Below are 24,097 nucleotides of genomic sequence, written 5' to 3'. Positions count from 1 at the left end.
TTCAGGTGTCCGGGGTTGCCGGCTTCGCCGGGCAAACAAAAAACGCCGCCCATTAGGGCGGCGTTTTTCAAGACTATCAACTACTTAATTAGTCTTGGCCCATCTGCTGTTTGATTAGATCACCGATAGTGGTCGGACCACCTGCTTCCGGCTCTTGATCACGCAGCTTCTTCAGATTTTGACGAGTATCATCTTGCTCTTTCGCTTTAACCGACAGACTGATCTGACGGCTCTTACGATCAACGCTTACGATACGCGCTTCAATGCTATCGCCTTCATTCAGCACGTTACGGGCATCTTCAATGCGATCAGCACTGATTTCAGACGCCTTGAGGATAGCAACAACATCAGTCGCTAGCTCAACGTGTGCTTCTTTGGCATCAACTTCTACGATACGGCCTGTAACGATGCTACCTTTGTCGTTAACCGACAGATATTCAGCTACTGGATCGGAATCCATTTGCTTAATACCTAAGGAGATACGCTCACGCTCAGGATCGATTGAAAGAATAACGGCTTCAGCTTCGTCACCTTTCTTGAAGTTACGGACGGCTTCTTCGCCAGTTTCTGTCCAAGAGATATCGGACAGGTGAACCAGACCATCAATACCGCCTTCAAGGCCGATAAAGATACCGAAGTCAGTGATTGACTTGATGGTACCTGAAACACGGTCGCCCTTGTTGTATTCAGCGTTGAAAGTTTCCCATGGGTTAGCAGTACACTGCTTGATACCCAGAGAAATACGACGACGCTCTTCATCGATGTCAAGAACCATAACGTCAACATCGTCGCCCACTTGGACAACTTTAGACGGATGGATATTCTTGTTAGTCCAGTCCATTTCTGAAACGTGAACCAGACCTTCGACGCCCTCTTCCAGCTCAGCAAAGCAGCCGTAGTCAGTCAGATTAGTGACAACTGCGTGCACTTTGGTGCCTTCCGGGTAACGGTCTTTGATGTTGACCCAAGGATCTTCACCCAGCTGCTTAAGACCTAGTGATACGCGGTTACGCTCACGGTCAAACTTCAGCACTTTGACGTTGATTTCGTCGCCAACAGCAACGATTTCGGACGGATGCTTGATGCGCTTCCACGCCATATCAGTGATGTGCAGCAGACCATCAACGCCGCCGAGATCAACGAAGGCACCGTAATCAGTCAGGTTCTTAACGATACCTTTGATTTGCTGACCTTCCTGCAGGGTTGCCAGCAGTGCTTCACGCTCAGCACTGTTTTCAGCTTCCAATACAGCACGACGCGAAACAACGACGTTGTTGCGCTTCGGGTCAAGCTTGATGACTTTGAAGTCTAGCTCTTTGTTTTCCAGGTGCGCAGTATCACGAACCGGACGAACGTCAACCAGAGAGCCCGGCAAGAAGGCACGGATAGAGTCGACGTCGACGGTGAAGCCGCCTTTGACCTTACCGTTGATCACGCCCTTGACGACTTCGTCTTTCTCGAAGGCTGCTTCCAGAATCTTCCAAGCTTCTGCGCGCTTGGCTTTTTCACGGGACAGACGCGTTTCACCGAAGCCATCTTCTACGGCTTCAAGTGCAACGTGCACGTCGTCACCGATAGCGATGGTCAGTTCACCGTTCTCATCGCGGAATTGTGACGCAGGGATCTGACCTTCAGATTTCAGACCAGCGTTAACGGTAACCCAGTCACCGTCAATGTCGACAACCTGAGCCGCGACAATTGCGCCTGGCTCCATGTTGATGTCGTTAAGAGACTGTTCAAACAGTTCAGCAAAGCTTTCGCTCATGGTTTTCCTACGTGATCAACGTTGTTGAGGCATAAATGCCTTCTCCGTACCACCAGCAAGTACGGGCCTAATGTCATTCAGCTTTTGGAGGTGTTAGCGCTGGTTAGACCTGACCGGGCTCTCTGATATGGAGTTATCGCCCTGCCACGTCGTGACACCTTTCCAAAAACGCCGCAAGGGAGAATCAACTGCCGCTTACTATGCCACGTTGGTCTAGTAATTCGGTCAACTGATCAACCACTTCCGGTATGCTCAGGCATGTGGTATCAAGCGTTATGGCATCATCTGCCGGCTTGAGAGGAGCCACACTGCGCTGCGTATCGCGTGCATCGCGTGCCTGAATCTCCTTTAAAAGACTCGATAGACTAGCATCCACCCCGGCTTCCTGCAACTGTAGATGCCTACGCCGAGCCCGCTCCTGCGCACTTGCAGTCAGAAAAATTTTTAATGGCGCATCAGGGAACACGACGGTTCCCATATCACGGCCGTCGGCTACCAGGCCTGGCGGTTGTTGAAAATCTCGCTGACGCTGAAGCAATGCTTCACGAACTTGCGGTAGCGCCGCCACACGGGATGCGCGCTCACCAGCCTGCTCTGTGCGTATCGCTCGGGAAACGTCTTCACCTTCTAAAAGCGTTTGAGATTGCCCACCTTGTACTGGGAAAGCGACATCAAGCTGCGCAGCAAGCAATGCCAACGACGCCTCATCATCCAACGCCACATTATGCTTTAAAGCTGCCTGAGCAGTAAGCCGATAAAGCGCCCCACTGTCTAACAGGTGCCACCCCAGGCGTTCGGCGACCAACCCACTGATGGTGCCTTTACCTGCACCACCTGGTCCGTCAATCGTTAGCACAGGGGCGTTAATCGGCATTAGCTCCCTCCACACTTACCTGCATGCCGATACGCTGCGCCAAGGTCACAAAATCAGGGAAAGAAGTGGCCACATTAGCGCAGTCATCAATAATAATCTCATCGCTTGCACGCAAAGAGGCTATTGCAAACGCCATGGCAATACGGTGATCACCTAAGCTATCAATACGACCACCGCCATAGCTCGCCACGGCATCGTCAGCATTGCCAACAATATCAATACCATCTTCAACAACTGTGTGTTCAACGCCTAGTATCGCCAGCCCATCGGCCATTGCCTGAATCCGATCAGACTCTTTGACCCGCAGCTCTTCAGCACCGCGCAAGCGCGTTTTGCCTTGCGCGTTAGCAGCCGCGATAAATAGTGCAGGGAATTCATCAATGGCAAGCGGTACTTGATCAACCGGGATATCAATCCCTTTTAATGGCGCATAGCGAATACGGATATCCGCCACCGGCTCACCGCCTACCTCGTGCTCATTTTCAAGCGTTAAGTCAGCGCCCATCAGGCTGAGGATGTTAATCACACCAACGCGCGTAGGGTTGATACCCACGTGCTCAAGGGTAATGTCAGCCCCTGGCGTAATTGCCGCAGCGACGAGGAAGAACGTGGCAGAAGAAATATCAGAAGGGACATCTATCGGGCCTGCCGTCAGCTTACCGCCACCTTGAAGCCAGCAAGTATCGCCCTCGCGCGAGACCTCGTAGCCAAAACCATTAAGCATACGCTCGGTGTGATCGCGAGTAGGCGCTGGCTCACGCACGCGAGTTTCACCTTCGGCGTACATACCGGCTAACAGCAAGCAGGATTTCACCTGCGCACTGGCCATGGGCATGTCGTAGTAAATACCCTGCAATGCGGCGCCACCTTTGATCCTGAGTGGCGGGCGGCCACCTTCAGCGGTGTCGATAGTCGCACCCATCAAACGCAGAGGGTCAGCAACACGCCCCATTGGCCGCTTGGTTAACGACTCGTCACCGGTTAGCTCACTATCAAACGCTTGGCCTGCCAATAATCCCGCAAACAGGCGCATGGCAGTACCTGAATTACCCACGTACAGCGGGCCTGCCGGGGCTTTCAAGCCATGCATCCCTACGCCATGAATAGTAACCCGCCCCTGATATGGCCCTTCAATGGCAACACCCATTTCACGAAAAGACTGCAGTGTTGCAAGACTGTCCTCACCTTCAAGAAACCCTTTAACCTCGGTGACTCCCTCCGCCAGAGCACCCAGCATAATGGAGCGATGGGACATTGATTTATCGCCCGGCACGCGCAGACGGCCTTGCGCCTGGCCGCCCGGCTGCACCCGATAAGTCACTTTACCGTGTGGTTGCATATGATATTCCGCCTGATAGCTGGTTTTATTCAATAACGTATCGAAATAATGGCGTGCATGACTGGCACGATCAAACGTTGCAATAAGGGCATCGCTATCGCCACTTTCCACCGCCTTCCGCAGCCGAGCGAGCCCCGCCTCAAAATCATCTAACGACGACAAGACGGCGTCCCGGTTGGCAATAAAGATATCTCGCCACATAACAGGATCGCTGCCCGCGATACGGGTAAAATCACGAAACCCACCGGCTGCATAGCGAAAAATTTCTAACCGCTCGTCTTGACGTGCCAGCGTATCGACCAACGAAAATGCCAGCAAATGCGGCAAATGACTGGTACGTGCCAACACTTGGTCGTGCCGCTCTACACTCATTTGCAGTACGTCTGCGCCAGCGGCACACCACAACGCCTCAACCCGTGCAAGCGCTCCTGCGTCGACATTCGGCTCCGGCGTTAGTATCACTTTGTGATTGATATAGAGGGCGGAGTCTGCTGCAGCAACACCACTTTTTTCAGAGCCTGCAATAGGATGACCTAGCACCACTGAAGGGGGCACCTCCCCGAAGGCACGCACAGCACAGTCACGGATCGTCGCTTTCGTGCTGCCCACATCGGTAATCACCACGTTTTTAGACGCACGGTGAAGCGAACCAGCCAGGGTGGTCATCACACTCTCCATGGCCAATACCGGTACGGCCAAAATCACCATAGAGACGTCATCAAGCAGTTCTGCTAGCTGCGAACCGCCATGATCTATCAACCCTAAATCAATCCCCAAGGCGATTTCTGACGCATTGGAGTCACACGCTGAAATATGCCCTTTGAAACCTGAATGCCGTAGCGCGGCGGCCAGCGACCCTCCGATCAAGCCAAGGCCAACAATCAGTAGGTGCGACTCTTGGCAAGATGACCGAACGCCAGCGCTAGATGCCAACGCTTGCACAGCACACTCCGTCACAGCACGCCTAGAGGATAGGAGCCAAGCACACGCAGCTCAGAAGCACGTAGTCTTACTTCTTCGAGCACTGCCGCTACCTGCGGCTCATCCCGATGCCCTTTGAAATCGATAAAGAACACATAATTCCAAACACCAGTCCGCGAAGGCCGTGTTTCGATCCGCGTTAAATCAATACGGTGACGATGGAACGGTTCCAGCAGATCATGCAATGCACCGGGCTGGTTACGCATAGCGACAACAATTGAGGTTTTATCCTCGCCAGATATCGGCACATCTTGATTACCAATAATCAGAAAGCGCGTGGAATTATCAGGGCGATCTTCAATCTTTTCGGCAATGCGCTCTAAACCATACAGCTTGGCCGCCATATCTCCGGCAATTGCTGCACTGTGCCACTCTGTCTTGACCAGCTTTGCAGCTTCTGCGTTAGAGGAAACAGGCACCCGCTCAGCGTGGGGATAGTGAGCATCAAGCCATTTACGGCACTGGCCAAACGACTGCGGATGGGAATAGATGCGTGAAACCTTATCCCGACGCGTGGTTTCACTAATTAGCAGGTGGTGGTGAATGCGTAGCACCACTTCACCGCAGATCTTGATAGACGAGTCCATAAAGGTGTCGAGCGTATGATTGACAACCCCTTCGGTGGAGTTCTCTACCGGCACCACCCCATAATGAACAGCACCTGCCTCTACTTCACGAAAGACTTCATCAATCGCTGCCATCGGCATGCTGACAGCGCTCTCACCAAAGTGCTTAAGCGCCGCCTGCTGAGTAAATGTACCCTCTGGGCCTAGGTAGGCAACTTTGACTGGCTGTTCCAGCGCAAGGCACGCCGACATAATCTCGCGAAACAACCTCGCCATCTCTTCTGAGTCTAGCGGGCCTGGATTCAACGACATAATGCGGCGCAGCACCTGCGCCTCCCGCTCAGGACGATAAAATACGGCATCTTTATCTTGAGCAAGCTTAACGTGTGCCACCTGCTGGGCGCAGTTGGCGCGCTCACTAATCAAGCGCAGAATATCGCCATCCAACTGGTCGATACGTTGACGTAAGTCGTCTAATTTAATTGGCGTATCGGACATGATGGTTAGCCTCTTCGTTGTTCAAAATCCGCCATAAAGGCGATTAGCGCGTCAACGGCCTCTTCAGGCACAGCGTTATATAAACTCGCACGCATGCCGCCAACACTACGATGGCCCTTTAGGTTAAGAAGCCCCGCCTCGTCAGCTTCTTGCAGGAATACGCTGTCTAAACTGCTATCGGCTAGCACAAACGGAACATTCATGCGGGAACGGTTACGGCTGGCAATCGGATTAGTATAAAAATCACTGGCATCAATAGCGGCGTAAAGCTTCTGCGCTTTGCGCCGGTTAATGTCATCCATCACCTCTAAGCCACCGATATCATCTTTTAACCACTGGAAAACAAGGCCAGCCAAGTACCATGCAAACGTTGGCGGCGTGTTGACCATAGAGCCTGCGTCCGCAAGCATTTGATAGTCAAACAGCGACGGAATGGAGCTAGGCGCTTTGCCGAGCAAGTCATCACGAATAGCGACCAAGGTTAAGCCAGCCGGGCCAATGTTTTTCTGAGCCCCCGCGTAAATCACTCCAAACTGCGTCACATCAATAGGGCCGGACAGAATGTTCGACGACATATCGCAAACCAAAGGTACATCCGCGCCATCTGCACGTTGCACCCTTGGCGTGTAGTCGAACTCTAAGCCACCGATGGTTTCATTTGAGGTGTAATGCAAATAGGCGGCATCGCTGCTAATCGCCAATGCATGTTCATCAGGCACCGCTGTATGACCATTGACTTCACTGCACGCTGCCATATGACAGCTAAACCCTAACCGCCGGGCTTCACTAATCGCCTTTTTACCCCAAATGCCCGTTTGGATAAAATTGGCGCTTCCCCCTTGTCCAAGCAAATTCATCGGCAGCATCGCAAACTGCATGCTGGCTCCGCCCTGCAAGAAGAGCACTTTGTAATTACTGGGAATATCCAGCAAATGACGCAGGTCTGCTTCTGCTCGATCAGCAATAGCGACAAATTCATCACTGCGATGACTCATCTCCATTACAGACAAGCCACGCCCTTGAAAGTCCAGCAGTTCGTTGCGCGCACGTTCAAGCACGGCAACAGGCAGGGCCGCTGGCCCTGCACAAAAGTTATAATGACGTGTCATCGGTTCCCTGTTCCTGTTCGCCATCGTCAGCGTTATCTGGCTTGCCTGGATCAACAGCATCGCTATCGACGACATCGGTATCAATCGCACCGGTGTCTAGAGCGTCTGCTTCTGAACTATCTGACTCAAGCTCATCTATTTCGGCAGGCTCATCCACACGGACAGTTTTAACTAGTTTTTCTTCTTTACCCAGGCGAATCAGCATAACGCCCTGAGTATTTCGCGAGGTCGTTGACACTTCCTCAACCCGAGTACGCACCAAGGTGCCACGATCAGTGATCAGCATCATTTCATCGCTGTCATAGACTTGCATTGCGGCCACTAGAGCGCCGTTACGCTCGCTGGTTTGCATGGCAATAACGCCCTGCCCACCACGACCACGCAGCGGGAATTCTTCTAGGCGCGTACGCTTACCGTAACCATTCTCACTGGCCGTGAGAATATAGATCTGTCCTTCCGCTTGAGCATTCTCGGCCGCGACAACCTGGTTATCAGCATCTACATCGGCGTCATCTTCTGCGTCAATTTGCTGGCTCTTAGGAATGATCAAGCTAATAACTTCAGCATCCCCCGCCAGGCGCATACCGCGCACACCACGGGCGGTACGGCCCATGGCACGCACATTGCCTTCTTCGAAGCGGATAGCCTTACCGTTAGAGGAAAGCAGCATGGCGTGATCAGAGCCAGACGTAATAGCAGCCCCCACCAAACGGTCGCCCTCTTCCAAATCAATGGCGATCAAGCCAACACTACGTGGGCGAGAGAATTGCTCAAGACTGGTACGTTTAACGGTACCTTTCGCCGTGGCAAAGAAAATGTAGTGCTCAGGATCGTAATCACGCACTGGCAAAATGGCGTTGACGGCTTCGCCTTCTTCAAGCGGTAGCATATTGACCAGCGGCTTGCCCCGAGAACCACGACTGGCGTTCGGCATCTCATACACTTTCAGCCAATACACCTTGCCTCGGTTAGAGAACAGCAGCACGGTGTCATGGGTAGATGCGACCAGCAGGTGTTCGATAACGTCTTCATCTTTCATCGCGGTGGCTGACTTACCTCGCCCACCACGGCGTTGTGCCTGATAATCAGACAACGGCTGAGTCTTGGCATAGCCTGAGCGGGAAACAGTGACCACCATATCTTCTTCAGCGATGAGATCTTCAATCGACAAATCAAGGTGGCTCGCCTGAATTTCCGTACGGCGGTCATCGCCATACTGCTCACGTACAGCATGCAGCTCTTCTCGGATCACTTCCATCAGACGGTCTGGAGAAGCCAGGATGGTCGTAAATTCCGCGATTTTCTCAAGAATCGACAGGTATTCGTCTAACAGCTTCTCGGTTTCAAGACCCGTTAGGCGATGCAGACGAAGCTCTAGAATTGCTTGAGCCTGCGCGGGCGACAATCGATATTCCGTCGCCGCCGTATTTAGACCAAACCCTTCATCTAGCTCTTCAGGCTTGCATGAGGTTGCGCCAGCGCGTTCCAGCATCGCGGTAACCTGTCCGGGCTTCCACGTTTTAGCCAACAGTTTTTCACGCGCTTCAGAGGCATTGGGAGATGCCTTAATAAGCTCGATCACTTCATCAATGTTGGAGATGGCAACTGCCAAACCTTCCAACAAATGACCACGCTCACGGGCTTTTTTCAATTCATACAAGGTACGGCGAGTAACAACTTCACGGCGGTGGCGAATAAACGCCTCAAGCATCTCTTTTATGTTCAGAGTGCGCGGCTGACCATTTTCCAGCGCCACCATGTTAATCCCAAACACATTTTGCAATTGTGTTTGCGCAAACAAGTTGTTGACGACGACATCACCCGATTCGCCGCGTTTGATCTCGATCACCACGCGCAGGCCGTCTTTATCCGACTCATCGCGGAGTTCAGCAATACCCTCGATTTTCTTCTCTTTTACCAGCTCAGCGATTTTCTCGATCAATCGCGCTTTATTCACCTGGTAAGGCAGTTCAGTGATAATAATGTGATCTCGACCACTCTTATCATCATGCTCAATCGTGTGGCAGGCACGTACATAGATACGCCCACGCCCAGTGCGGTAGGCGTCTAAAATTCCCGCGCGACCATTGATAATGCCCCCGGTAGGGAAATCCGGCCCTGGAATGTACTGCATGAGGTCATCAACGGTGAGCGTGTAATCATCAATTAACGCCAGACAACCATCGATTATTTCCCGCATATTATGGGGCGGGATATTGGTCGCCATGCCCACTGCAATCCCGGATGACCCATTGATTAACAGGTTCGGGACTTTGGTTGGTAGCACGGCAGGAATGCGTTCGGTGCCGTCGTAGTTATCGACCCAATCGACGGTGTCTTTTTCAAGATCAGCTAGCAGCTCGTGGGCAAGGCGCGCCATGCGCACCTCGGTGTAACGCATGGCGGCCGCGTTATCACCATCGATAGAACCAAAGTTACCCTGACCATCCACCAGTACGTGACGCATGGAAAAGTGCTGGGCCATACGAACGATAGTGTCATAGACCGCACTATCACCATGCGGATGGTATTTACCGATGACATCGCCGACGACACGCGCCGACTTCTTGTACGGTTTATTCCAATCGTTGCTCAGCTCGTGCATGGCAAAAAGCACGCGCCGGTGAACAGGCTTGAGGCCGTCACGCACATCGGGAAGAGCGCGACCGATAATGACACTCATCGCGTAGTCGAGGTACGACTGTTTAAGCTCGTCTTCAATATTGACGGGCAAGATTTCTCTGGCGATGTCACCCATGAAAGTCAGATCCTTTGCACTGCATTGGCACTGCGAGAGTTGAAAGCGCTTAAAAAAGCCGCCCTTGATACCACAACAAGGCGGCGCGCAGAGTCAGCACCATCATACCACTGCATAAGCACCATGGGCAGTCAGTGGCAACGGCATTACGCTTTACGCTAAAAAGGCGTCTTTATCGGCCACAAGCCCCTCAAACACCTCTCGCACGTCTCCTTCAATAGGAGCGGCCTTATTCGCCTTCACATCTAGCAGCACAAAGGTCAAATCTGCCTGAGCAACCAGTACGCCGTCTTGACGCACAATTCGATGATGGCAAATCGCGCTACGATCACCCACGTCTACTATGCCGGTCATAATCTGCAAATCATCGTTCTGAACAGCGGCCGCTCGATAATCAATATTCAAATTGACCACGACAAACGCTCGGCCTGCCTTATGAAGCTGATTTATCAGGCGCGGATGGTCATCAAAAAAAGCCCATCGCCCCTCTTCCATAAATTCAAGATAGCGCGCGTTGTTGACGTGACCGTAGCCGTCTAAATGGTAACCACGCACTCGCAGCGCAACACTGGATATTGCTGTAGACATAACACCCCCCATTTCTAAAAATCTGTTAACCATTCACAAAACTTCTCAAATCAAACACAAGTTTTAAACCAGTGCAACAACAAGGCAATCCCCTAAGGCGCTGGTAGGAAAGGCTTGGTTTCGCCATAATGTGCCACCTTTTAAATAGGATTGGTGACATGTGGTTTAAGCACCTACATTTATACCGCCTTCACGGCGCCCCTGAGCTTGACAGCGATACACTAGCGAATGCACTCGACGAGCATGCAGCCAAGCCGCTAGGCAGTGCGGATGCGCGTCGCTTAGGGTGGACAGCCCCGGCAGGACGACTGGGTGGTGGTCAGCGGCTGCATGAAATCCAAGGCCACCGACTACTTTCAGCCCTGCGCCAAGAGCGCTTGCTTCCTGCGTCTGTAGTAAAAGAGGAAGTGGACGATAAAGTCGCTGATATCGAAGCCAGCGAAGGACGCAAGGTGACGCGCAAAGAAAAAACGGCGCTGAAAGAGCAAGTCACTGAGGAACTAATGCCCCGCGCATTTGTTCGCAGTCAGAAGATCGATTTATGGTGGGATACGCGTCATCAATTAATTGGCGTCAATGCCAGCTCTCGTACACGGGCAGAAGATGTACTGGATCTTCTGCGTGAAACGCTGGGTAGCTTGAAAGTCATGCCGCTGACATCACAAACACTGCCTATCCGTGCGATGACGCAATGGCTGGGCGAAGCGGAAAGCCGCCCAGCTGATCTTGTGTTAGGGGATCAGGTTGAGTTAAAAGCCAAAGGCGATGATGGCGTGCTGCGCGCTCGCCAAGTTGATCTAGACAGCGACGAGATCCAGCAACTGCTTGAAAGCGGACGTCAAGCCAGCAAGCTCGCAGTTAGCCTGGAAGGTCGTTTAAGCTTTGTTCTGCATGATGATTTAGCGCTGAAATCATTGCGTTTTGGCGATGCATTAATAGAGGAAGCTGATCACGCAGATGATGGCGATGATGCACTTGCTCGCTTAGAAACTGATTTTATTTTGATGGCGCAGGCACTTTCTGACGATATTCCTCGCCTAATCGAGTGGCTGGGTGGTGAAGCTCAGCGCGAAGCTGCTACGCAGCCAGACGCTTAATTCAGCCGTTAGCCTGCTGATATAAACTGTTTATTTCTGCCTATATCCAACGGATCGCATGACTCATCACAACAACGCACTTAACGCTGACACCGCCAACGACCCCTGGGCTGACATTCGCCCCTATATGGATCATGAAGTGGCCGATGTTCTTGAGCGCCTATCACATGATAGCGAGCTTTTAAATGCATTGACTCAGTTCAGGCTTCCGCGCATGGCCAAGTGGGCGCCTCCCATTGCCCGCGCCTTAGCAGGCCATGCCGTCCGTCGTGAAGTAAAGGGCGTTACATCCGTATATGACTTCCAGATGCGTATCGCCAGCTATATGGAGCGCATGATTCGCACCACCACGGATGCCTTCGAAGTCTCTGGGCTTGATAAGCTCGATAACAACAGCGCTTACCTGTTTATAGGCAACCATCGCGATATATCGCTAGACCCCGCCTTTGTGAACTATGCGCTTTATCTGGCGGGTCGCGATACCGTGCGTATTGCGATCGGAGATAACCTCCTGAAAAAGCCCTACGTCACCGATCTGATGCGGTTAAACAAAAGTTTTATTGTACCGCGCAGTGCCCGAGGCAAGCGTGCGATGCTGGCGGCATATCAGCAGTTATCAGCCTATATCCGTCACTCAATTACTGTTGATCAGCACTCTATTTGGATGGCGCAGCGAGAGGGTCGTGCTAAAAATGGCATTGATCGCACCGACCCCGCCATCATCAAAATGCTGACCATGGCCAGACGCAACGCCGACCGGGATATGGTATTCGGTGACGCCATTGCCGAGTTGAAACTGGTGCCGGTATCGATTAGCTACGAATACGACCCTTGCGACCAACAGAAAGCTCAGGAACTCCACGATATCGCTACCGAAGGAAGTTACGCGAAAAGCGAATTCGAGGACATTCGCTCTATTGTGTCAGGCATCACCGGTCCCAAGGGTCGGGTACAACTGCGCTTTGGTAGCCCGGTAGGCGCTGATATGGCAACGCCGGATGAAGTGGCAGCGGAAATTGACCGCCAAGTGATCGGTGGTTATCGCCTGTTTCCTAGCCATTATTTAGCACTGGAAGCCCTAGGCGAATCACCAGAACTGATCGCCCGCAAAACGATAACGCGTCAAGACAGAGAGCGTTTTAACGCTCGGCTGGCAAGTATACCTGAAGCGTTGCGGCCTTATTGGTTGGAACAATACGCCAACCCTGTCAAACACAAGGCTGGGCGCCTAAGCCTTTAAAGCGCAGGTACTGGAAGCATACGTACTGGAAGCATACGTACTGGAAACATACATACTGGAGCAAACGTACTGGAACAGTGTGCTAGTAAAAGCCTATAGACTGCATCCAATGCTTCCAGGAACCCATGCTCAGCTGTTAAAAAAGTGCTATGGTCAAAGCATTAATTGGTCTCGCTTGAACATCCCTCAAGCGCGGTCTTAAGGAGAACACCAATGTCCGCATCAGAAATTCAAAAAACACGTATTATTAATGAACTACGCGATTTTATTCGCAAGCTGCTCCAAGACCCAAAAATCTTAGAACAATCCCTAGCGATTGCACGACAGCAGCTAGTCGAAGGCAACAGCCCTGCCGTAATGGCCAAAATTGCCAACGAAATCTCCGACACTACTAGCGTCCATATTCCCGAAGACCCCACTGAGCACTCTGAAGCTGACAAGCTTTTTTTAGAGCTTCTGCGTGAAGTCGTTCAGGAAGAGCAGGCACTCTACTAGTGGAGAAATAGCTGTAAGCAGCATGTTGACGTTACCGGCGAAGCGCACCCCTACTTCGCCGTCTTTATTTGCACTGCCTAACCGGAATTATCATTCACCATGTCAAATACTGCCCCGCGCAACATCTTGGTGACAAGCGCGCTTCCTTATGCCAATGGCGCCATTCACTTGGGTCATCTTCTTGAGTACATCCAAACCGACATTTGGGTGCGTTTTCAAAAAAGTCGTGGACAGCAGTGCTACTACGTTTGTGCCGACGACGCCCACGGCACTGCCATTATGCTGCGGGCTGAGCAGGAAGGTATTACGCCCGAAGCCCTGATCGAGCGCGTTTCCCAGGATCATCAGGAAGATTTCGCCCGCTTTGGCGTGGGATTTGATAACTATCATTCCACCCATTCAGATGAAAACCGCTATTTTAGCGAACTGATCTACACCCGCTTGCGTGATAAAGGCCATATTGCCACCCGCGATATTGAGCAAATGTTTGATCCGCAAAAGGGCCTATTCCTAGCTGACCGTTTTATTAAGGGCACGTGTCCTAAATGTGGCGCCGATGATCAATATGGCGATAACTGTGAAAAGTGCGGTGCCACTTACACGCCTGCTGACTTAATCAATCCTGTCTCCGCTATTTCTGGGGCAACACCAGAAGTACGTAGCTCTACGCATTACTTCTTCAAGCTACCAGACTTTGCTGAATTTCTTCAGCAATGGATTAATGACGGCCATGTACAGCCGCAAATTCGTAACAAGCTGATGGAGTGGTTCGAGTCGGGCTTTAATGAGTGGGACATCTCCCGAGATGCGCCCTACTTTGGCTTTGAAATTCCCGATGCTCCAGGTAAATACTTCTATGTCTGGCTAGATGCCCCCATCGGCTATCTGGCAAGCTTTAAGAACTTATGTGATCGGGAAGGGATCGACTTCGATACCTTTTGGAAGAAGGATTCCGATGCAGAGGTTTACCACTTCATTGGCAAAGATATTGTCTATTTCCACGCCCTGTTTTGGCCTGCCATGTTGCATGGTGCAGACCTTCGTACGCCGACTGCGGTCAACTGTCACGGTTTCTTAACTGTAGACGGTGCCAAGATGTCGAAATCTCGTGGCACTTTCATCAAAGCCGCTACTTACGCTGAACATTTAAATCCAGAGTATTTACGCTACTACTTTGCCGCTAAATTAACGTCCAAAGTGGATGACCTGGATCTTAACCTCGACGACTTTTCTGCGCGGGTTAATTCTGATCTGGTAGGAAAAGTTGTCAATATTGCCAGCCGCTGCGCCGGCTTTGTGAAAAAACTGGGCGGCGGTAAGCTGGCTGAACACTGCGCCGAACCACAAATGGTCGCGCGCTTTATCGCGGCAGGCGACGAGATTGCTGACGATTTTGAGGCGCGTGAATTTAGCCGGGCCATGCGCAAAATTATGGAATTGGCCGATGAAGCCAATACGTACATCGCCGACAAGGCCCCCTGGGCACTAGCCAAGCAGGAAGGCCGTGACGCCGAAGTGCTGGAAATCTGCTCAGTAGGCATCAACTTGTTCCGCCAGTTGATGGTCTACCTTGCGCCTGTGGTGCCAAGCATGGCCGAACAGGCACGTGAATTCCTAGCGATCGAATCACTCGACTGGGACAGCCGCAATAGCGTACTCGTCAATCACTCAATCAACAAATTCAAGCCATTAATGACGCGTGTTGAACGGGATAAGATTGACGCTATGATTGAGGCATCCAAGGAGGATTTAGTGGAAGAACAGAAGCTGAAAAACACTCCCAAAGGTCCCCTGGCGGAAGAACCGATTGCGGCAGAAATCAGCTTTGAAGATTTCGCTAAAGTTGATTTACGCATTGCCCGCATTGCCAAGGCACAGTACGTTGAAGGTGCTGACAAGCTGCTCCAGCTTACGCTGGATTTAGGTGGTGAAACACGTAATGTCTTTTCAGGTATTCGTTCGGCCTATTCACCAGAAGCACTTGAGGGCCGCTTGACGATCATGGTAGCTAATTTAGCTCCCCGTAAAATGCGCTTCGGTTTATCAGAAGGTATGGTATTAGCATCTGCTAACAAAGAAGGCATTTACCTACTATCCCCCGATGCCGGTGCAGAACCAGGGCAGCGTGTAACTTAACGGCAAATACGTTAATAAGTAACTAATAAGGGGCAAGGCCTGCTACAGCCTTAGCCCCTTTTTTTTTGCCCATCTCTTAGCGACAATGAGCTACCCAGAAAACAACTAATATGCGGCTAGCTTGTGACTCCCTCACTGACTCTCAAGCTGGCGAAGCGCGTCAAGGGTGTCGGCATACTCCTGCTCTTCAAGCGGAAGGTAGCCGGTAAAATGAATCCAGTCACGAATGTCTTCGACATAGGCCATCGCAAAACGGTGAAGTTCCAGTTTTTCCTCGACACTTTGTCTGTTCAGGTAAAGATAAAGCGGACGAGATAAGGGGGTATATTCACCACGCTTGACGGTTTCCAGGGTCGGAAATACGGGTTGATCACTATTGGCCACCGCGAGGAGCTTTAGCTCATTCCAGTGACGGTGATATCCGCCGATACCAAAAAAACCCAAAGCACCTGGTTCAGCAGCAATTTGCGCAGCTAGAAACTCCTCATCTTCGCTGGCAACGTAGTCCATCCGGCTACTACGGGTCGCGCCTACAATGGCCGTTGTGAAGTAGTCATAAGTTCCCGAGTCCTGTCCTCGACCAAACAGCTCAATGGGCTCATCTGGCCAACTTGCGCGAACATCACGCCATGTCATGACCTGGCCTTCTGACGCCGGAGACCAAAGCCTGTGAAGTTCGTCGACAGTAATATCGTTTGCCCAGCGGTTGGATGGATGCACCACGATCGAAATCGCATCCATCGCAATAGGCACTTCCACATACGCTACATCATTAGACTCGCACACGGCCCGTTCACTTTCGTCTATTGGCCGCGAGGCATTATTAATATCAATCTCGCCCGCACAAAACTTCTCAAAACCAGCCGTTGTTCCAGTGAACTCGACGGCAATATTGGCATCTGGATTGGCACGCTCATAACGACGTGCTGCTTCTCGCGTCAATGGATAAACGGTGCTGGAACCACTGGCAGTTAAATCACCAGTTGCGACTGCCTCCATGGAGTGGCTATCCTCGCTGTAGCCTTGAAGCAAAAGGACCAATAGTAGTCCTGACGTCATCAAGGAGTAGGAATATCCACGTGTTGAATTAGTCATTGCCTTCCCCCCAGCTCTTTCTTGAGAACTTGCCAGAAGGTTTTAAGGCCACTCACTTTGGTATCTACAGCATCAATATACTGATCAAGCTGGTCGATCAGCTCATGTTGCTCATGCTCTTCCCGCTCCTGGGTGGACGCCTCAGCCAACTGTGCTTCCAGTTCATCAATCGATTCACGTAGTTCGCGAATACGTGCTTCTGTCTCAATTCTGCGTTGTGAACTCATACCAATTCCATCCCCTTAGATCAAAACAACTGGCTCGCCCCGATCAGGAGCAATGGCAGCACAAAGAAAACACCTAAAATATAAGCCACCACATAGAGTTTGTTTTTCTGTGCCAGCTCCGCAAGGCCAGTGGCAATGCTAGGTGGAACGCCACGTAGAAAAGGCAGGCCGTATATGACTAGTATGCCCACTAGGTTAAACATCAGATGCACCAAGGCAATCTGCATAGCCAATACCGCCGTTGGGCCACTTATCGCCGTTGCAGCGAGCAACGCAGTGATACAGGTACCCACATTGGTACCTAAGGTGAACGGATAGACCTGCCTGAGATTAAATACCCCCGTGCCAGCAAGTGGCACAATCAGTGCTGTGGTGGTAGAGGACGACTGCACCAACAGCGTAATGATTGCCCCCGAACACATACCCGAGACAGGCCCTCTCCCCACGCTTGCATGCATGATGTCACGCGCCTTACCCACCATGACCTTGCGCAATACTTTACCAATCGCCGTTACCACAAAGAGGATGAGTGCCACCCCAATAACAATCAGCGCAATGCCCATCCAGACCTGATTCGGCAGCCACGATACCGAGGCGCTCAGCAAGTCGGTCGCAGGTGAAATCGCCATTTTCATGAAATTGACGCTTTTCATGTCGACGCTGGCATCGCTAACAAAAAAGCCCGCCAGCAAGGCGGAGGTTTTTTCTAAAAAACCAAACATCATTTCTAAGGGAAGCAGTATAGCCACGGCAACGATATTGAACGCATCGTGTACCGTCGCGGCAGAGAAGGCACGGCGAAACTCTTCACCACTACGAACATGGCCTAAACTGACGATGGTGCTGGTCAGCGAAGTACCAATGTTGGCTCCCATGATGAGCGGAATCGCAATACTGACTGGCAAGCCCCCTGCCACCATCCCCACAATGATAGCGGTTACAGTGCTTGAACTCTGAATTAGCGCGGTTGCGACAACCCCGATAACTAACCCAATGATTGGATTAGTAGCAAATGAAAATAGCTCCTTAGCATTGCTTGCGGTAGCAGCCTTGAAACCGTCTCCGATAGCCCCCACCGCAGCTAACAACAAATAAACCAGTCCAATGACAATTAACCATGATAGCCATTGCGACGTCCCAGGGCGTTCCCCCTGCGTCGGTAAGACAACTCCTGAAGTCGACATGTGTTCCCCCTCCCTAGCTGATTTTAATTTTGATGAGGGTATGCCGGGATGATGTCGGTTTGATGACAGATTCGAAGCGCTTTCAAGGTCAAGGCCTAAGCTTGCCTCTGCCGGCATTTAAGGGAGGGGTGGGCATCGTCAGGGCAGAAATAAGCTCTGCTGACCTAGAGCTTATTTCTGCTCAATAGTCAGTCATAGCGCTCCCCCTACTAGCCAGCAACGATTTTTCTGCGCACAATACGCCGCTATGAATGAACTCTTCTTGATTTTGGTCAGCACTGCACTGGTCAACAACTTCGTATTGGTACAGTTTTTAGGGCTCTGCCCGTTTATGGGGGTTTCCAATAAGCTGGAATCCGCGATGGGTATGTCGCTAGCGACGACGTTCGTGCTGACACTAGCATCTGCCGCTAGCTATGTGGTCTATCATGGCTTACTTGTGCCTTTGGACGTTACCTATCTTCGCACTATCAGCTTTATCGTTGTTATTGCCGCCGTCGTGCAATTTACCGAAATCATGGTGCGCCAACTCAGCCCCCTATTGCATCAAGTGCTGGGTATCTTTCTACCGCTGATTACGACTAATTGTGCGGTACTTGGTGTTGCCCTGTTATCACTTAACCGCGAGCTGAGTTTCTTTCATACGACTCTCTATGGCTTGGGTGCTGCGCTTGGGTTTTCGATGATTTTGGTGCTGTTCGCAGCGATGCGCGAGCGATTGGCCAATGCTGATATACCAACCCCGTTTAGAGGTGCCGCCATTGCAATGGTCACAGCGAGCCTTATGTCACTGGCCTTTCTCGGCTTTTCAGGATTAGCGCAGGGGTAACCGCCATGGGAGACATATTTTCTTGGTGGGGCATTCTCAGTGCAGTGGGTGTGTTGACCGGAATTGGAATAACGTTTGGGGCACTACTGGGAATGGCCAGTGTGCGCTTCAAGGGCGAAGAGAACCCGCTGGTAGAGCAGATTGATGCGCTGCTGCCACAAACCCAATGTGGCCAGTGCGGTTACCCAGGCTGTCGGCCGTATGCCGAAGCCATCAATCAGGGCGATGCTTTGAATAAGTGTCCGCCTGGCGGCGAAGCGACTATTCACGCATTAGCAGACTTATTAGGCCGAGAGCCTGTGCCACTAGATGGCGAAGCAGCCAGCGAAGATAGCGTTGCATTTATTCGTGAAGCCGAGTGCATTGGCTGCACTAAGTGCATTCAAGCATGCCCAGTGGATGCCATTATTGGCGCTGCAAAGCAAATGCATACGGTGATAGAAGATGAATGCACCGGCTGCGATTTGTGCGTTGCACCCTGCCCCGTAGACTGTATTGATATGTTGCCCAGAAGCAAGCCTCTCAACCAATGGCAGCCTGTCGTCACCATAGCACCTTTAATTGCCAGCGATCGCCAGCTAACCAGGAGCCAGCATGCCGGCCTATGAATTCCCAGGTGGCATTACTCCGCCCGAACGAAAAGATCGCTCGAACCAATCGCCGCTTCGCAACGCGACTCCGCCTGCCCGGGTAACACTTCCGCTCAAACAGCATTCAGGTAATCCCGCGATCCCCTGTGTTGCTATTGGAGATGCAGTTCAGGTAGGTAGCCTGATTGCCCAACGAGATGGCATGGTATCGGCCAACCTGCACGCCAGTATTAGCGGGACAGTGACTCAGATTAGTGATACCGCCATCACCATCGATGCCGATGGCTTAGACCGCTGGCAACTGCTGCCCTCGCTTGACTGGCGTAGCGAAGACCACCAAGCGATCATTGCTAGACTAGACAGCTGCGGGCTAGTAGGCCTTGGTGGTGCCGGTTTTCCCGCTTATATCAAAGCCCAAATAGCGGATCATCAGCGCATTGATACGCTCGTCGTCAACGCCGCCGAATGCGAGCCGTATATCACCGCAGACGACTTGGCACTTCGCCACTATCCAACCGAGATACTGGAAGGCGCGCAAATAGTCGCTAGGCTCTGTGGTGCCCGTCAGATTGTGGTGGGTATTGAAGATAATAAGCCCGAAGCGATCCATGCATTAAAAGAGGCGCTCTCTCACTTTCAACAGTCTGACTGCCAGCATCCAGTGAGCATAACGATGAAGGTCATCGAGACCCGCTATCCCAGCGGTGGTGAGCGCCAATTGATCAAAAAACTGCTCAACCTTGATGTTCCCAGTGGTGGCCTTCCTGCCGATGTTGGTGTTCTCTGCCACAACCCCGGCACACTGCTGGCAGCGCTATATGCAGTACGTGATGGTAAACCTTTGGTCGAGCGAATTGTCACCTTGACGGGAGACGCCATCAGCACACCAGGCAACTACTGGGTGCGTATTGGCACATCTATTGAAACGCTGCTTCAGCAGGTAGGGTTAGCAAACCAACAGCTTCATCAAGTCATTGTGGGCGGCCCGATGATGGGCTTACCACTCACAACACTTGATGTCCCGGTGACCAAAACGACAAACTGCTTGATTGCAGCCACCCGTGAAGAACTTCCTCCAGCCCCCAGTGAATCTCCCTGCATTCGCTGTGGTGCCTGTGAAAGTGTTTGCCCTGTTCAGCTTCTTCCGCAACAACTGCATTGGTATGCCCGTGCAGAGAACGACGCTACATTGGAAAAATTCCACCTATTTGATTGTATTGAGTGCGGTGCCTGCAGTTATGTTTGCCCTAGTTATATCCCATTAGTACAAGACTATCGTTCGGCAAAGCAGCGTATTCGCGTTAAGCGCATTGAGTCCGCCAAAGCCGAGCACGCTAAACATCGATTTGAATTTCGTCAGGCTCGACTGGCGCGCGAGAATGCCGAGAAGCAAGCTCGTCGCCAAGCGAGGCAGGCACAAAGCCGTCAGACGTCAGATAGCTCAAAGGCAACCGACAGTGCAGCGCCAGTGGTGGATTTACGCAGTTTGCGCATTGCTCAAACCGCCGCTAAAGCGGCAGTGAGAAAAGCTGAAAAAACCCTCGCAAGGGCTGCAGCAGAAGACCCAAGTCAGCGCCACGATGATTTAGAAACTCAACTGGCCACCGCCCAAGAAAACCTTAAGGCAGCTGATACCCGGCTGGCTGAAGCTCGCGCCACGATGGCACAACAGGAATCGCCATGAGCATGATGCACGCCTCGCAGCGAACGACTGAATCATTAAATACGATGCCACCCACCGCCCATCTAATGCGATGGGTGATCGTCGCCACCGCACCGGGTCTTGCCGCAATGACGTTTTACTTCGGCCTGGGCGTTATTAGTAATGTGCTTTTAGCAGCCCTGTTTGCACTCGGCGCCGAAGCGCTGGTGTTAAAACTTCGCCAGCGCCCGTTACAGCCTGCGCTTAGAGATTCAAGTGCAGTATTAACCGGCGTACTGTTAGGTGCATCGCTACCACCTGCTAGCCCCTGGTGGCTCATTGGGATAGGCGTTATTGCGGCCATCGTAGTTGCTAAACAACTGTATGGCGGCCTAGGCCAGAATCCTTTCAATCCCGCCATGGTGGGCTACGCACTATTACTCGTATCGTTTCCCACTTACATGACGTTATGGTCGCCGCCGCAGCCACTAATCTCTGAAAACCTATGGGCCCAGATAAGCGGTACCTTACCGGCCTCCACACTTGATGCGCTAAGTGGTGCTACGCCGCTAGATGCCTTTAAACATAAAGGTGAAGCGGTACTGGCCAGCGAGTTTTGGGCTAGTCAGCCTTTACCTGAAGGAACATTGAACGCTTGGCGCAACGTCGCGCTAGCCTGGTTAGCAGGTGGACTGCTATTAATTGCCAAACGGATTATCAGCTGGCATATCCCTGTCTCGATGCTTGTAAGCATGGCAGTGCTTGCCACGTTTTTTTATGCCAGCGACCCAAGCCACTTTGCGTCACCACTGTTTCACCTCACCACGGGTGCCACAATGTTTGGGGCCTTTTTCATTGCCACTGATCCCGTTTCAGCGGCAACCAGCCGCCGAGGAAAACTGTTTTTTGGCGCAGGAATTGGCGCCTTGGTCATGATTATTCGCACATTTGGCGGCTACCCCGATGCAGTAGCATTTGCCGTTTTACTGATGAACTTATGTGTACCGCTATTGGATATCTATACCGTGCCACGCCCTACGGGCCAGCCTAAAGCACAGCAGCATGCAAAGCACGGTGAGTCACCATGACGCCCCGCCAAGCCATGCTACGCGGCGCTTTCGCCTTAGGAATGTTCTCACTGGTCACTGCTGGCAGCGTTGCGTTAACCCGGGCGGTGACTGCCGAGCGTATCGCTGATCATCAGCTAGCCTATCAACACCGCCAACTGCAGGATGTATTGCCTGCCGCATTAACAGATATAGCGGTTCAAACGGTTTTAGATGGCGTATTCGAGCTCCCTAACCCGGAACAACTGGGGCACCCCGAACCTCAACAGGGATGGTACGCCCAGCGCGATCATCAGCGGGTCGTCATCCTGCCGGTCGTTACTCGCCAAGGTTACAATGGCGAAATTCGGCTACTGGTGGGCATTGACCAGCAACAACGCATTACCGGTGTGCGCGTTACCCAACACCAAGAAACGCCTGGGCTTGGCGATGATATTGAGCGCCAGCGAAGTGACTGGATAACCGAGTTTAATGGCTTGAGTTTAAACAGCCTGCCACCGGGTGGATGGGCCGTGCGTAAAGATGGTGGCCACTTTGACGCTTTTACGGGCGCCACCATTACGCCACGCGCAGTCGTCAACGCCGTCCATAGTGTATTGAGCTATGTCACCGAAACAGAACTCCCTATTACCTTCGAAGAGTCCAGCCAATGAGTCAGTGGCGCGAACTAGCCCGAAACGGCCTATGGTCGAATAACCCTGCTCTCGTTCAGCTATTGGGGCTATGCCCCTTACTGGCTGTTAGTGGTAGCGTTGTCAATGCACTTGGGCTGGCATTCGCCACTTTGCTTGTCATGGTGGGTGCTAGCACGACTATTTCACTGATTCGCCACCAGGTTCCCAGCGCAGTAAGACTGCCCGCCTTTGTCATGGTGATTGCCGCCTTTGTTACCTGTGCAGAGCTTTTAATGGCTGCATTTGCCTATTCGCTTTACCAAGTATTGGGAATTTTTATTCCGCTGATTGTTACTAACTGCGCCATTTTAGGGCGTGCAGATGCGTTCGCTTCCCGCCAGCCAGTCATACCGGCTGCCATTGATGGATTTATGATGGGCCTTGGGTTCGGTGGCGTATTGGTTCTGCTCGGGGCACTTCGCGAGTTGCTTGGGCAAGGCACACTGTTTAGCGATATGGCGCTACTATTTGGGCCTATTGCCAGCAACTGGCAACTCACTTTCGTAGATGATTATCAGTTTTTGTTTTTCGTGCTGCCACCCGGGGCTTTTTTCGTTGCGGGGCTATTGATTGCGCTAAAGAATGTACTTGATCAACGCCGTAGCGCTCGCGCGCAACCTGCTCAAGCAGTGCCCCGAACAGATCGTCGAGTACGTGTTACTGGCACCATCAAATAACCAAGAGAACATCCGATGAATGCCCAAAAGCGTCATGAAATTTTTGCTCGCCTACAGGCGGAGAATCCCCATCCCACGACTGAGCTGAACTGGAGCACGCCCTTTGAACTGCTAGCCGCGGTGCTGCTGTCTGCTCAAGCGACGGACGTTGGTGTTAACAAGGCCACTGACAAGCTTTTCCCTGTGGCCAATACGCCGCAAGGGATTATTGATCTGGGTATCGATGGGCTAAAAAGTTACATTAAAACCATCGGGCTGTTTAACACTAAAGCCGAAAACCTGATGAAAACCTGTCACTTGCTGATAAATCAACATGGTGGCGAGGTGCCTGAAACACGCAAAGCGCTGGAAGCCTTGCCGGGGGTAGGCAGAAAGACCGCCAATGTGATTCTAAACACCGCGTTTGGCCAGCCCACCATCGCCGTAGACACGCACATTTTTCGAGTTTCTAATCGCACGGGTATCGCCAAAGGCAAAGATGTCGTTGAGGTTGAGCAAAAGCTACTACGCCATGTTCCTAAGGCATTTAAACAGGACGCCCACCACTGGCTGATCCTTCATGGGCGCTATACCTGCATTGCCCGTAAGCCCCGCTGCGGCAGCTGTATTATTGAAGACCTGTGCGACTATCAAGACAAAACCGAACTTGCTTAAGCCCGCAGGCTG

General features: G+C 51.9%; 21 protein-coding genes. 11 read left to right on the top strand and 10 right to left on the bottom strand.

Features of this window, described 5'->3' with window-relative positions:
- Nucleotides 1-88: 88 nt before the first annotated feature.
- From rpsA to INT21_RS15085, 7 genes are all read right to left on the bottom strand, one after another.
- Nucleotides 89-1,765, bottom strand: coding sequence for a 30S ribosomal protein S1 (gene rpsA, locus INT21_RS15115; protein ID WP_089038441.1), 1,677 nt, complete (start codon nucleotides 1,763-1,765; stop codon nucleotides 89-91).
- A gap of 184 nt (nucleotides 1,766-1,949) precedes the next feature.
- The gene (gene cmk, locus INT21_RS15110; protein WP_193060198.1) at nucleotides 1,950-2,639 is read right to left on the bottom strand and encodes a (d)CMP kinase; all 690 of its coding nucleotides are present in this window, start codon (nucleotides 2,637-2,639) and stop codon (nucleotides 1,950-1,952) included.
- Nucleotides 2,629-4,920: a bifunctional prephenate dehydrogenase/3-phosphoshikimate 1-carboxyvinyltransferase gene (locus INT21_RS15105; protein ID WP_193085409.1), complete on the bottom strand. Its 2,292-nt coding sequence runs from the start codon at nucleotides 4,918-4,920 to the stop codon at nucleotides 2,629-2,631. The genes cmk and INT21_RS15105 overlap by 11 nt, the downstream gene beginning before the upstream one ends.
- Nucleotides 4,921-4,931: 11 nt before the next feature.
- Entirely contained in the window at nucleotides 4,932-6,023 is a 1,092-nt protein-coding gene (pheA, locus tag INT21_RS15100; protein WP_089038444.1) for a prephenate dehydratase, read from the bottom strand.
- Nucleotides 6,024-6,028: 5 nt separating this feature from the next.
- Nucleotides 6,029-7,132, bottom strand: coding sequence for a 3-phosphoserine/phosphohydroxythreonine transaminase (gene serC, locus INT21_RS15095; protein ID WP_089038445.1), 1,104 nt, complete (start codon nucleotides 7,130-7,132; stop codon nucleotides 6,029-6,031).
- Nucleotides 7,116-9,890: a DNA gyrase subunit A gene (gyrA, locus tag INT21_RS15090; protein ID WP_193085408.1), complete on the bottom strand. Its 2,775-nt coding sequence runs from the start codon at nucleotides 9,888-9,890 to the stop codon at nucleotides 7,116-7,118. Before gyrA ends, serC begins: the two co-directional genes overlap by 17 nt.
- 153 nt (nucleotides 9,891-10,043) lie before the next feature.
- Nucleotides 10,044-10,478: an acyl-CoA thioesterase gene (locus INT21_RS15085; RefSeq protein ID WP_193085407.1), complete on the bottom strand. Its 435-nt coding sequence runs from the start codon at nucleotides 10,476-10,478 to the stop codon at nucleotides 10,044-10,046.
- Nucleotides 10,479-10,636: 158 nt separating this feature from the next.
- Between INT21_RS15085 and INT21_RS15080 the strand changes: the two genes are divergently transcribed.
- The 4 genes from INT21_RS15080 (at nucleotide 10,637) to metG (ending at nucleotide 15,446) form a co-directional block, all read left to right on the top strand.
- Nucleotides 10,637-11,575 carry a recombination-associated protein RdgC gene (locus INT21_RS15080; protein ID WP_193085406.1) on the top strand — a complete coding sequence of 313 codons (939 nt, stop codon included), beginning with the start codon at nucleotides 10,637-10,639 and terminating at the stop codon, nucleotides 11,573-11,575.
- A 58-nt stretch (nucleotides 11,576-11,633) separates the two neighbouring features.
- Nucleotides 11,634-12,815, top strand: coding sequence for a 1-acyl-sn-glycerol-3-phosphate acyltransferase (locus tag INT21_RS15075; protein WP_193085405.1), 1,182 nt, complete (start codon nucleotides 11,634-11,636; stop codon nucleotides 12,813-12,815).
- Between the two features lie 213 nt (nucleotides 12,816-13,028).
- On the top strand, nucleotides 13,029-13,310 hold the full coding sequence (locus INT21_RS15070) for a hypothetical protein (protein WP_038484684.1): 282 nt from the start codon (nucleotides 13,029-13,031) through the stop codon (nucleotides 13,308-13,310).
- A 99-nt stretch (nucleotides 13,311-13,409) separates the two neighbouring features.
- On the top strand, nucleotides 13,410-15,446 hold the full coding sequence (metG, locus tag INT21_RS15065) for a methionine--tRNA ligase (RefSeq protein ID WP_193085404.1): 2,037 nt from the start codon (nucleotides 13,410-13,412) through the stop codon (nucleotides 15,444-15,446).
- Nucleotides 15,447-15,578: 132 nt separating this feature from the next.
- On the opposite strand, the gene INT21_RS15060 is transcribed toward metG, so the two are convergent.
- From INT21_RS15060 to INT21_RS15050, 3 genes are read right to left on the bottom strand one after another with little or no spacing between them, the layout of a single operon-like run.
- On the bottom strand, nucleotides 15,579-16,541 hold the full coding sequence (locus INT21_RS15060; protein ID WP_226930663.1) for a PstS family phosphate ABC transporter substrate-binding protein: 963 nt from the start codon (nucleotides 16,539-16,541) through the stop codon (nucleotides 15,579-15,581).
- On the bottom strand, nucleotides 16,538-16,768 hold the full coding sequence (locus INT21_RS15055; protein ID WP_193085403.1) for a hypothetical protein: 231 nt from the start codon (nucleotides 16,766-16,768) through the stop codon (nucleotides 16,538-16,540). Before INT21_RS15055 ends, INT21_RS15060 begins: the two co-directional genes overlap by 4 nt.
- Before the next feature lie 20 nt (nucleotides 16,769-16,788).
- Nucleotides 16,789-17,952 (bottom strand): Na/Pi symporter, encoded by a 1,164-nt coding sequence (locus INT21_RS15050; RefSeq protein ID WP_193085402.1) that lies wholly within the window; start codon nucleotides 17,950-17,952, stop codon nucleotides 16,789-16,791.
- A 247-nt stretch (nucleotides 17,953-18,199) separates the two neighbouring features.
- Here INT21_RS15050 and rsxA point away from each other — a divergent pair, with 247 nt between their 5' ends.
- Genes rsxA through nth form a run of 7 tightly spaced genes read left to right on the top strand, consistent with a single transcriptional unit; the run spans nucleotide 18,200 to nucleotide 24,085 of the window.
- The gene (gene rsxA / locus INT21_RS15045; protein WP_038484695.1) at nucleotides 18,200-18,781 is read left to right on the top strand and encodes an electron transport complex subunit RsxA; all 582 of its coding nucleotides are present in this window, start codon (nucleotides 18,200-18,202) and stop codon (nucleotides 18,779-18,781) included.
- A gap of 5 nt (nucleotides 18,782-18,786) precedes the next feature.
- Nucleotides 18,787-19,389 (top strand): electron transport complex subunit RsxB, encoded by a 603-nt coding sequence (rsxB, locus tag INT21_RS15040; RefSeq protein WP_089038454.1) that lies wholly within the window; start codon nucleotides 18,787-18,789, stop codon nucleotides 19,387-19,389.
- Nucleotides 19,376-21,055, top strand: a complete 1,680-nt coding sequence (rsxC, locus tag INT21_RS15035; protein ID WP_193085401.1) for an electron transport complex subunit RsxC — start codon at nucleotides 19,376-19,378, stop codon at nucleotides 21,053-21,055. Before rsxB ends, rsxC begins: the two co-directional genes overlap by 14 nt.
- Nucleotides 21,052-22,101: an RnfABCDGE type electron transport complex subunit D gene (locus INT21_RS15030; RefSeq protein ID WP_193085400.1), complete on the top strand. Its 1,050-nt coding sequence runs from the start codon at nucleotides 21,052-21,054 to the stop codon at nucleotides 22,099-22,101. The genes rsxC and INT21_RS15030 overlap by 4 nt, the downstream gene beginning before the upstream one ends.
- Complete coding sequence (rsxG, locus tag INT21_RS15025) at nucleotides 22,098-22,733, top strand: electron transport complex subunit RsxG (RefSeq protein ID WP_193085399.1); 636 nt, start codon at nucleotides 22,098-22,100, stop codon at nucleotides 22,731-22,733. Before INT21_RS15030 ends, rsxG begins: the two co-directional genes overlap by 4 nt.
- Nucleotides 22,730-23,431: an electron transport complex subunit E gene (locus tag INT21_RS15020; protein WP_193085398.1), complete on the top strand. Its 702-nt coding sequence runs from the start codon at nucleotides 22,730-22,732 to the stop codon at nucleotides 23,429-23,431. The genes rsxG and INT21_RS15020 overlap by 4 nt, the downstream gene beginning before the upstream one ends.
- A 15-nt stretch (nucleotides 23,432-23,446) precedes the next feature.
- Nucleotides 23,447-24,085 carry an endonuclease III gene (nth, locus tag INT21_RS15015; RefSeq protein WP_172420925.1) on the top strand — a complete coding sequence of 213 codons (639 nt, stop codon included), beginning with the start codon at nucleotides 23,447-23,449 and terminating at the stop codon, nucleotides 24,083-24,085.
- The last annotated feature ends 12 nt before the right edge of the window (nucleotides 24,086-24,097 follow it).

Source organism: Halomonas sp. 3F2F, from assembly GCF_014897805.1.
Lineage (GTDB): Bacteria > Pseudomonadota > Gammaproteobacteria > Pseudomonadales > Halomonadaceae > Vreelandella.
The sequence above is the reverse complement of the archived record's forward strand: the minus strand, read 5'-3'. Positions and strand labels throughout refer to the sequence as shown.

Coding starts and splice junctions, on each gene's coding strand:
- INT21_RS15080 (WP_193085406.1), top strand. CDS start 10,637: ATGTGGTTTAAGCACCTACATTTATACCGCCTTCACGGCGCCCCTGAG.
- nth (WP_172420925.1), top strand. CDS start 23,447: ATGAATGCCCAAAAGCGTCATGAAATTTTTGCTCGCCTACAGGCGGAG.
- pheA (WP_089038444.1), bottom strand. CDS start 6,023: ATGTCCGATACGCCAATTAAATTAGACGACTTACGTCAACGTATCGAC.
- INT21_RS15070 (WP_038484684.1), top strand. CDS start 13,029: ATGTCCGCATCAGAAATTCAAAAAACACGTATTATTAATGAACTACGC.
- rsxG (WP_193085399.1), top strand. CDS start 22,098: ATGACGCCCCGCCAAGCCATGCTACGCGGCGCTTTCGCCTTAGGAATG.
- rsxC (WP_193085401.1), top strand. CDS start 19,376: ATGCCGGCCTATGAATTCCCAGGTGGCATTACTCCGCCCGAACGAAAA.
- INT21_RS15075 (WP_193085405.1), top strand. CDS start 11,634: ATGACTCATCACAACAACGCACTTAACGCTGACACCGCCAACGACCCC.
- gyrA (WP_193085408.1), bottom strand. CDS start 9,890: ATGGGTGACATCGCCAGAGAAATCTTGCCCGTCAATATTGAAGACGAG.
- cmk (WP_193060198.1), bottom strand. CDS start 2,639: ATGCCGATTAACGCCCCTGTGCTAACGATTGACGGACCAGGTGGTGCA.
- rsxB (WP_089038454.1), top strand. CDS start 18,787: ATGGGAGACATATTTTCTTGGTGGGGCATTCTCAGTGCAGTGGGTGTG.
- INT21_RS15050 (WP_193085402.1), bottom strand. CDS start 17,952: ATGTCGACTTCAGGAGTTGTCTTACCGACGCAGGGGGAACGCCCTGGG.
- INT21_RS15030 (WP_193085400.1), top strand. CDS start 21,052: ATGAGCATGATGCACGCCTCGCAGCGAACGACTGAATCATTAAATACG.
- serC (WP_089038445.1), bottom strand. CDS start 7,132: ATGACACGTCATTATAACTTTTGTGCAGGGCCAGCGGCCCTGCCTGTT.
- rsxA (WP_038484695.1), top strand. CDS start 18,200: ATGAATGAACTCTTCTTGATTTTGGTCAGCACTGCACTGGTCAACAAC.
- INT21_RS15020 (WP_193085398.1), top strand. CDS start 22,730: ATGAGTCAGTGGCGCGAACTAGCCCGAAACGGCCTATGGTCGAATAAC.
- INT21_RS15060 (WP_226930663.1), bottom strand. CDS start 16,541: ATGACTAATTCAACACGTGGATATTCCTACTCCTTGATGACGTCAGGA.
- metG (WP_193085404.1), top strand. CDS start 13,410: ATGTCAAATACTGCCCCGCGCAACATCTTGGTGACAAGCGCGCTTCCT.
- INT21_RS15055 (WP_193085403.1), bottom strand. CDS start 16,768: ATGAGTTCACAACGCAGAATTGAGACAGAAGCACGTATTCGCGAACTA.
- rpsA (WP_089038441.1), bottom strand. CDS start 1,765: ATGAGCGAAAGCTTTGCTGAACTGTTTGAACAGTCTCTTAACGACATC.
- INT21_RS15085 (WP_193085407.1), bottom strand. CDS start 10,478: ATGTCTACAGCAATATCCAGTGTTGCGCTGCGAGTGCGTGGTTACCAT.